The organism is Cyanobacteria bacterium GSL.Bin1, from assembly GCA_009909085.1.
Taxonomy (GTDB): domain Bacteria; phylum Cyanobacteriota; class Cyanobacteriia; order Cyanobacteriales; family Rubidibacteraceae; genus Halothece.
Map to the genome: position 1 here is coordinate 1 of JAAANX010000176.1, position 9,502 is coordinate 9,502.

Genomic DNA, 9,502 nt, shown 5'->3' on the forward strand with positions numbered 1-9,502 from the left:
GTTTCAGTGCTGCGTCCAGAGGATTTGTCCCCGCAGCGCTTAGCCGAAAAAATTGTGGATGCTCTGGAGACGAAATCGACTGCTATTGCCTTTGATTGCAATGGGGTTGCTAAGACAGCCGAAATTTTGCAGGACTTTTACCAAAAGTCCCTTGCCGCCTAACCTTAACGTTTTTTAATGGGAGAGAACTGATGAAACCGCAACGCATTTGCCTGACCACCTTAGAATTTCCCCCTGATGTCGGGGGGGTCGGAGAATCTGTGTATCGCATTGCCCAAATGCTCAAAGCCATTGGCTATGAGGTTCACGTTGCTGTCTTTCATTCTAAACAACGTAAAGATGATACCTTGCAGCGATCGCGCTCTATCTCTCAAGAACAAAACGGAATTTTAGTCCATCGTCTGTTCCCCGCCATCCGCTCCGAAACCCCAATTATCCAAGATTTTCTCAGTGAAGTCTATTTTCTGCTGGAACAACTGCATCATCAATTTCAATTCCGGCTCTTTCACGGCTTTTTTATTAACGAAACGGGGTTTTTGACAACATTACTCGCAAAAGAACAGGGCGTTCCGGTGATTAATAGCGTGCGCGGGAGTGACTTGCACAAGCATTTGTTTAGTCCCAAACAACAGGGGCAAATCACTTGGACTCTTGCCCAGTCCGATTGGGTAACGTTTGTCAGTCGTGCCTTGATGAGACGCGCCTTAGTCCTAGTGCCGGAATTGCGCGATCGCGCCACGGCTTTCTGGAATTCCATTCAACCCGTCGATTTTGCCTCATTGCCTGTTCCGCCTCATCTGGAACGGTTGCAGGGAACAGTCATTGGCTCAACTGGACGTTTTCGCGACAAAAAAGGACTGGAAGTCCTACTGGATGCTTGCGCTGCCTTAACGCCAAAAAAGGAGTTAACCCTCCTGCTCGTCGGCGATTATGCAGAACGAGAAAAAACCTATTGGCAGCAACAAATTCAAAACAGTCCGATTCAGGATCAGATCATCCTCACCGGAATGGTGGATCGCCACACTGCCCTCGCTTATCTGGCACATCTTGATATTTTTGCTCTGCCTTCCTTGCATGACGGTTGCCCCAATGCCCTCTTGGAAGCAATGCTTGCGGGTAAACCCATTGTCGGTACCAATATCGATGCCATTGGTGAAATTTTACGAGATGGGGAAAACGGTTGCGTCGTTCCCCCTGGTAATGAGATGGCGCTTGCCCAAGCGCTAGAAAGGTTAGCGGACAACGAGCAATTACGCCAAAACCTGGGTCAAGCCGCTCAAAAAACTGCCCTCACTGACCTTGCCCCAGAACAAGAACAGTCTCACTGGGCGCAAATTTATGCACAGGTGTTGTCCGCTACTGAAGAAAAGGTTATTGCGCTCTCAGCCTAATTGCAATCCTGGAAAAGAAATGACAATGAAACCGAAAATTACAATTATTGTTTCTCCTCGTGAGCGTTTTAGTTATGCTCAGCAATCGCTCAAGAGTATTTATACCCACACAACAATTCCTTTCCACCTGGTCTATGTCGATGGCGGGTCTCCCCCTAGACTCCGAGATGATTTAAAACAAAAATCCCAAGAATTGGGCTTTGACTTGATCCGAACTGAACACTTTCTGGCACCGAACCAAGCGCGCAATTTGGGATTAGCCTATGCACCGCCAACCGAATACGTCCTATTTATTGATAATGATGTGGAAGTATCGCCACACTGGCTTAAGGAGATGGTTGCCTGTGCTGATGAAACAGCAGCAACCGTGGTTTGCCCCCTGACTTGCATTGGTCGTCCTCTGGGCGAAACCATTCACCTTGCCGGTGGGGAAGCTCGCATTGTCTTACAAGTGAAAGGAGAGCAAATGCAGCGGCGGGTTCACGAAAAGCATTACTTTGTCAATCGTTCAGTCGCAGCGGTAAAAGATCAGCTCAAACGACAACCCTGTGAGTTTGCCGAGTTTCATTGTATGCTGGTGCGTCGTTCAATTTTCGATACGATTGGACCCTTAGATGAAAAGCTCTTGAGTACCCGAGAACACATTGATTTTTGTCTGCGAGTCATCCAAGCGCAAGGAACCCTTTACTGTGAGCCGAATGCCGTTGTGACTTATGTGCCAGATGTTTTGTATCGTTGGTATGATTTAGCTTACTTTATGCTGCGTTGGAGTGATGACTGGGAAATGCGCAGTCTCAAACACTTCCGCAAAAAGTGGAATCTTCCCAAGAAAGATAAGTATTTTCGGAAGCGCTATCGGCGTTTGGGCTATCGCCGCCACCAAGCCTTCCTCAAACCTTGGGTGAAGCGAGTATTATTCGGTCATGCACCGCCGCTGATAATGAAACCCTTGATTGCCCTAGAACGACAACTCAATCGTTGGGTGAGCACTCGTTATAATTCTCTGTACGCGGATCACGCTTCTTCTACGGAGGCAACAATCCAACTCTCCCCTTCCACTCAAGATTCAACCCACGTGGCTTGACGCTCCCATCACCGGAGGTGAGGGATTCTTGGGCTGAGTCTTGCCTCCATTAACTAAGTTAATTTTGGTCTTACGGTCTCATGTCCTACCTGACTACACCTTTTACAGCAAGCGCTCTTAAAGGTAGCTCCCCAAGCGTTTAGATTTCCGTCCGCCCGACGGTATCGTAATTTATTTTGATCTCCCGCCCTTGATACTTATCGATCAGTGGAGCAATGGGGCAAGCGGTTTTCGATACCCACTTGGTGCAGTTAGCCTTTTTCCAGCCGGAGCAAAGCGTGAGGATAGGTTCGTACTACACGACTAATCCAATATCCCTCCTTTAGCTTGCCAAAATCATACCACACAACTATCCTGATTCATCCCATCATCTGAGATGAGGGTCTTCTCAGGATGACAGATAAATTGTTTAATCTCATGCCGAAAAAAAAGAAACCGCAATCGATTGGAGACGCTTTACCCAGCCTCGGTCGCATCCTCAAACAATTTTGGCCGCAAATTGCTCAGCAAAAATCATTAATGGGAACCGCTTTTCTTGCTCTCCTTGCGGAAACTGCGATGCGATTATTAGAACCTTGGCCCCTCAAACTGATGTTTGATCGCGTGATTTTACCCGGGTTTCAGGTGGAATCATTTGGGGTGGGTCCCATCGAGAATTTAGATCCCTTCTGGGTTTTAACTGGGTTGTCGATCGCGCTGGTGTTGATTTCTGCCCTACGAGGGGCATTTGCCTATTTCAGCGCTGTCAATATGGCAGTGGCGGCAACTTATGTCATGACTGAAATCCGAAATGAACTCTATCGCCATATCCAGCACTTATCTCTTTCTTTTCATAACCAATCCAAAAGTGGCGATTTAATCACGCGGGTGACTTATGATGTGGAACGACTGCGGGAAGTGACCGTTGTTGCGTTTTTACCCTTAATTACCAATTTGCTGACGCTGGTTGGGATGCTCGCGGTCATGTTTATTTTAAATGGGGAATTGGCTCTGATCGCGATCGCGGTTCTTCCTGTCTTTTTACTAACCACCCGTCAAATGGGGAATAAAATTCAAACCGTGGCGCGTCGTCAACGCAAGCGGGAAGGGGCGATGGCAGCCTCGGCAGCAGAAGCCATTAGCGCCATTCAAGTGGTGCAAGCGTTATCTTTACAAGGGCTGCTCGAAAAATCCTTTGCTAAGGATAACCAAAAAAGCCTCAAAGAAAGTGCAGAAGCTCAAAAATTACGGGCTGGGCAAGAACGGTTAGTGGAACTATTAGTTGCCATTGCCATTGCCATCGTTCTCTGGCGGGGAGTGCAACTGACCCTATCAGGAATGGTTTCCCCAGGAGATTTATTGGTGTTCGTGACTTATCTCAAAGTAGCTTTTAAGCCCATGCGCCAGTTGGCAAAATACACGGGACAAATTGCCAAAGCAACCGCGTCTGGGGAGCGGATTATTGAGTTAATGAACCAAGTGCCCGAGGTTCAGGATAGCCGAGGCGCAAAAGAAGCCCCGCCATTACAAGGGGCAGTGCGTTTTGAGAATCTTACCTTTGCCTATCAGCGCGATCGGGAACAGTGCAGCTTACAGAACCTTAATTTTAATGTTGAACCGGGACAACACATTGCCATTGTTGGTCCTTCTGGGAGCGGTAAATCAACGCTTGTTAGTTTAGTGCTTCGTCTCTATGATCCTCTAGAAGGCAACATTTTCATTGATGGTCACGATATTCGCGAATATACCATTGCCTCTCTGCGTCGCCAAATTAGTATTGTCTTACAAGATACGATTCTGTTTGGCAGCAGTATTCGTGACAACATTGCTTATGGTAACTCTGAAGCAACCGAGTCGGAGATGATTGCGGCGGCTGAACTGGCAAATGCTCACGACTTTATTACCCAACTCCCCCAGGGCTACGACACAATCGTCAGTGAACGGGGAACTACGCTCTCGGGGGGTCAACGACAGCGCATCGCGATCGCGCGGGCAGCGATCCGCAAAGCCCCCATTTTAATTTTGGATGAACCCACCACTGGCTTAGATAATGAAAGTGAAGCCCTGGTCACAGAAGCCCTACGCCGGTTAACCCAAGGACGCACAACATTTTGGATTTCTCACAACTTACACGCCACTCGTCAGGCTGACTGCATTCTCTACCTAGAAAATGGTCAGTTACGAGAACAAGGCAGCCATGAGGAATTAATGCAACTAGACGGTCGCTATGCGCAACTGTATCAGTTGCAAGCCGATGATATTTCTCTGGTGGGGTGAATCATGAGAGATTTTTTGCCGAATTTCCCCCTCTCTCCTGTTCCAGAAACGGGAACCCGCATTATACTCCTGCGTCACGGTCGCAGCACTCTCAACGATCAACAGCGCTACCAAGGGAGTTCTGATGAGGCTACTCTCACCGATCAAGGTCATCTTGCCTCTCAGCGGATGGGTCAATTTCTAGAAAATTGCCCGCTTGACACGGTTTATGTCAGTCCTCTCCAACGCGCTCAAGAAACACTTGTTGATTTACTGCCTTATCTGAAGACGCAACCGCAACAGATTCAGACTTCAGAGTTATTACAAGAAATCAAGTTGCCCACGTGGGAAGGGCGACCTTATCAGGAGGTTCGGACTGAAGACAGTGACCGTTACTCGTGTTGGCAAGTGCGACCCGATCAATTTCAAATTCAGACAGAGGAAAATTGTGTATTTTATCCAGTTTTAGAGTTATATCAACGAATTCAGGAATTTTGGCAGACGATTTTACCGTGGCATCGCACAGAAACCCTGCTCATTGTTGGGCATGGCAGTACCAATCAGGCATTAATCAATACGGCTTTGGGGATTTCTCCTCGCTATCACCACTGCTTTCAACAAACCCATAGCGGTCTCACCGTATTCGATATTCTCACGCCGGGCAGGAGTCAGATCCATCTTCTCAACCTCACACTCAATCCGGGTTTGCCAAAACTCAAAGCCGGTAAGCAAGGAGTGCGGTTGGTGCTGTTACCGTTTCATCCTGATTTTCCTTCTCAGCCAAGGCTGTTGGCGCCATTCAACTCAGTCTCCATTCAGGAAATTATCGGGGAAAATTGCGATCTCCTGCAACAGTTAGCACAAGCGCATCTAGAAGCAATCGTCAGGATACTCCAAGGATCACAGTTGTCCCTAAGAGCATTGCCCCCCTTGCATCAGAAAGAATTAAGAACGGTTTGCGCGATCGCGCCCCCTCCCACTCTCAGTCGTTTATTGGCACACCTGTTCCCCTTTCCCCACCCAGTGCCGTTATTCCCTAATACATTCAGTGTTGTCCATTACCCCAGTTCCCAAACTTCCCCAATCTTGCAAGCCATGAACGTGACATCCTCCTACGGGATTTTCGTTGCTAAACTATGATTGATGGGAGATAACACACGCGCTGGTAGAGGTGTGGAATCGTCAACGGTAACCATGACAAAAATTGTCTATTTTGACTGTCCAACCGGCATTGCTGGGGATATGTGTTTAGGGGCGTTAGTGGATGCCGGTGTTCCCATCGACTATCTCCAATCTCAATTACAACAGTTGGACATTAGTGAAGAGTATGAGTTATCCACTTATTCTCTCTCCCATAATGGGCAAGTCGCAACAAAAGTTGAAGTTCAGCTAAGAACAACTACGCCGCCGCATCGCCATCTCCCCGACATTGAAACCCTGATTCAAAACGCCAAGCTTCCCCCGCCAGTTGAAACATGGAGTTTAGCCGTTTTCAAACAACTGGCTCTTGCTGAAGCGGCTGTACATGGGGTATCGCCTCATGAGGTGCATTTCCATGAAGTGGGGGCAACCGATGCCATTATTGATATTGTTGGCACTTGCTTAGGCTTATATTGGCTGGATGTAGACGCCATTTACTGTTCTGCCCTCCCCACGGGCGGCGGCAGCGTCAAAGCCGCCCACGGGCGTTTACCCGTGCCGGTTCCTGCCGTGGTTAAATTATGGGAGACGCGACAAGTTCCTGTATATAGCAATGGCATTCAGAAAGAATTAGTCACTCCTACCGGCGCAGCGTTAGTCGTGACTCTCAGTCAAAAATTTGGTAATGCCCCAGCGATGACGGTGCAAAAAGTGGGTTTAGGGGCAGGAACTGCCCGTTTACCCCTTCCCAATATTCTCCGTTTATGGCTCGGAGAAACAACCACAGCGGAAAATTTAGAAACCGTTGCTGTCTTAGAAACCCAAATTGACGATCTCTCGCCACAAGTTTTAGCCTACTCTCAAGAATTACTATTTAGCGTTGGGGCGTTAGATGTCTTCACTCAAGGGATTACAATGAAAAAATCTCGCTTAGGAACCTTAGTTACTGTTGTTTGTCCGGTGGATAAAATTCCTGAGTGCGAAGCGATTTTGTTTCAGGAAACGACCACCCTTGGCATTCGTCGGCAAATTCAAAATCGCACTGCCCTCCAACGAGAAATGCAAGCTGTAAGCACACCCTATGGTGAAATTCCGGTTAAAGTTGCTTTCTTACAGGAGAAAGTAATGAACGTCCAGCCCGAATACGAAGTCTGTGTGAAAATCGCTCAACAGTATCAAGTGCCCTTAAAAGCCGTTCAAGAAAGCGCGATCGCTGCTTATGATCAGCAAAAATAAATCCTGATTCAGTTTTTATTCACCGATCATCAAGCCTCAGTTATTGGTTACTCTTAGACAATGCAGCAGCAGCAACCAATAACTCCTACTTATCTCAGTTAAACTTCTGTATTTTCCTCTTTCTTTTCTAACTCAACGCCCGACTTAGAATCTTGTTGCTGTTCTCGTCTTTCACGCTGTTTACGATCTGCTCTGACCACATCTTCTAACACAGATCGCGCTTGCTCCATCTTCTCTAAATTACTGCGATAGAGATCTAAATCTTTATCTACTTTTTCTTTCGGTAAATTCAGGGCTTGACAGCAATTTTCTAGTACTTCTTCCCGCTTCTGATCATCATTAACAATCTCCGGATTCGCTTTCTCTAGGAGAGTATAGACGCCAATGATAAACAAACGACTGTACTTAAAGCGAGGATTCTCTTTAATCCCTTTTAGAACTTCGTTTAACTCTCCCGCGTCCTCTAAAGGCTTCAATTCACATAACCAAGCGGTGACTGCTTCTCCAGAATGATGATCGGCAAGCGATTTTACCCCTTCTGCATCCTGCCGATACTGCTGGGGATCACTTTCAACTGCTTTACAAATCGCATTAAAAATCGATTCTTTATCTTTTTCCGGTTGATAACCTTGCATGAAGGTGTCAAAAACAGTTGTTACCCCTAAGGCATAAATCGGGTCATACTTGAAATCAACATTCACCGTTAGCAGGTGCATTTCCACCAATAATTCCTCAATCACTCGGCGGTAGATTGAGTTCAGAGGACGGGTATGGAGTGTATAGAAGGTCCGTTTAGTATCAGAAAGAGTGCGAAGAGTATCCACAGATTTTATGTCAGTTTCTTTAATTATAGACAGCTTGTTTATTCTAACTATTGTCTCGTTTCTAAGAAAATTTGCCAAGTCCCCCATTAGTAATAGATAATGATCGTCACTTTTCTTAAGACATTAGGGATTCAGCGTTCTTTGACGGTTAACACCAACAAGAGTACTGCCTGATTAAAAGACTGACTGAGTTTACTTTTGAGATAAACGGCTGCAATCATCTTTTTCTCTGCTATACCCATTAATCTTAAACCTTATTACTAATTGAGTGAAGGGAAGTTAGATTGAGCATGGATTAATACGACAAGGTCAGGGATTGAATGGGTTTTATTTCTTTTTTGATCTATAAAACTACCACTCAATTATCTGACTATTTGAGTTGGTATTTCTCACGATGAAAACAGAGAAAACAGATATTTTTGATCAAACAAATTCCGGATTTCTGCTCTCTTAAAACATTCCTGGAAGGACTGAGCAATCTATGAAAAATGAAGTACCGAAGCCAGTAACCCCCCTCAACAGGGGGCTTATCATAATTATAGCAATGAAGTCATCCGTACTCCGCCGTGAGACGACGGAGCGGCTCGGGTGAGCTCGCCGAACTCCTGCGGATGACCGTTGGTCAGCGCAACCGCGATCAGGAGATGCTTCTTGTCCTGAGTGTATTTTGACCGTTTACAACTTACCTTTTTTGGTTCCAATTTACCCAGTCTTGAGGTTTCAGGAAGACATCATAAAGTTCCGCTTCTGGTGTATTCGGTTCAGGATGATAGCAGTATTCCCAGCGCACCAACGGCGGTAATGACATTAAAATTGATTCAATGCGCCCTTTGGTTTGCAAACCAAAAATCGTGCCGCGATCATAAACTAAATTAAATTCTACATAGCGTCCGCGGCGATAGAGTTGGAAATTCCGTTCCCGTTCACCATAATCAATTTGACGTCGCTCTTTTGCAATCGGTGTATAAGCGGGTAAAAAGGCATTACCACAGTCTTGAACAAAGGCAAATAAGTCTTCCCAACTCCGCGGTTCAATTGCTCCTAATTCGCTGCTATATTGTCCCGCTTTTCCTTCTGGATCAGGTCCGCGATAGAGTTCTCCTTGACCATCTTGATAATCAAAAAAGATACCGCCAATCCCGCGATTTTCTTGACGATGTTTGATGTAGAAATACTCATCGCACCACCGTTTAAAAATAGGGTAATATTCTTGATGATGATGATCGCAGCTGTTTTTTAGTGTCTGGTGAAAATGAACGGCATCTTCGGCGAATGGGTAATAGGGGGTTAAATCAGCGCCCCCACCAAACCACCAAACCGGACCGGCTTCAAAATAGCGATAATTGAGGTGAACGGTTGGTACATAAGGATGGCGGGGGTGTAACACCATAGAGGTTCCCGTGGCAAAAAATTCATGTCCTTCTGCTTCGGGACGTTGTTTCAAAATGGAGGAAGGAAGTTGAGTGCCAAAGACCTCGGAAAAGTTAACCCCACCTTGTTCAAATAAATCGCCTTCTTTGATCACGCGCGATCGACCGCCACCGCCTTCTTCCCGTTCCCAACTATCTTCTCGGAAGGTTTGACCACTGCCA

General features: G+C 46.5%; 8 protein-coding genes. 6 read left to right on the forward strand and 2 right to left on the reverse strand.

Translation table 11 applies throughout. From position 1 onward, the window contains the following. The 6 genes from GVY04_20270 to larC all read left to right on the forward strand — a co-directional run. On the forward strand, positions 1–162 hold a 162-nt coding region (locus GVY04_20270), incomplete at its 5' end, for a glycosyl transferase (protein NBD18377.1). Between the two features lie 29 nt (positions 163–191). Continuing rightward, positions 192–1,391: a glycosyltransferase gene (locus GVY04_20275; GenBank protein ID NBD18378.1), complete on the forward strand. Its 1,200-nt coding sequence runs from the start codon at positions 192–194 to the stop codon at positions 1,389–1,391. A gap of 19 nt (positions 1,392–1,410) precedes the next feature. After that, positions 1,411–2,475 carry a glycosyltransferase gene (locus GVY04_20280; GenBank protein NBD18379.1) on the forward strand — a complete coding sequence of 355 codons (1,065 nt, stop codon included), beginning with the start codon at positions 1,411–1,413 and terminating at the stop codon, positions 2,473–2,475. A 417-nt stretch (positions 2,476–2,892) separates the two neighbouring features. Further along, entirely contained in the window at positions 2,893–4,731 is a 1,839-nt protein-coding gene (locus GVY04_20285; protein NBD18380.1) for an ATP-binding cassette domain-containing protein, read from the forward strand. A 3-nt stretch (positions 4,732–4,734) separates the two neighbouring features. After that, positions 4,735–5,850, forward strand: a complete 1,116-nt coding sequence (locus tag GVY04_20290) for a hypothetical protein (protein ID NBD18381.1) — start codon at positions 4,735–4,737, stop codon at positions 5,848–5,850. 54 nt (positions 5,851–5,904) lie between these two features. After that, positions 5,905–7,086, forward strand: coding sequence for a nickel pincer cofactor biosynthesis protein LarC (gene larC, locus GVY04_20295; protein ID NBD18382.1), 1,182 nt, complete (start codon positions 5,905–5,907; stop codon positions 7,084–7,086). Positions 7,087–7,184: 98 nt separating this feature from the next. Here the strand turns inward: larC and GVY04_20300 are convergent, their stop codons facing one another. Together GVY04_20300 and hemF are read right to left on the reverse strand one after the other, a co-directional pair. After that, positions 7,185–7,910, reverse strand: coding sequence for a photosystem II biogenesis protein Psp29 (locus GVY04_20300; protein NBD18383.1), 726 nt, complete (start codon positions 7,908–7,910; stop codon positions 7,185–7,187). A 682-nt stretch (positions 7,911–8,592) separates the two neighbouring features. After that, on the reverse strand, positions 8,593–9,502 hold a 910-nt coding region (gene hemF / locus GVY04_20305), incomplete at its 5' end, for an oxygen-dependent coproporphyrinogen oxidase (GenBank protein NBD18384.1).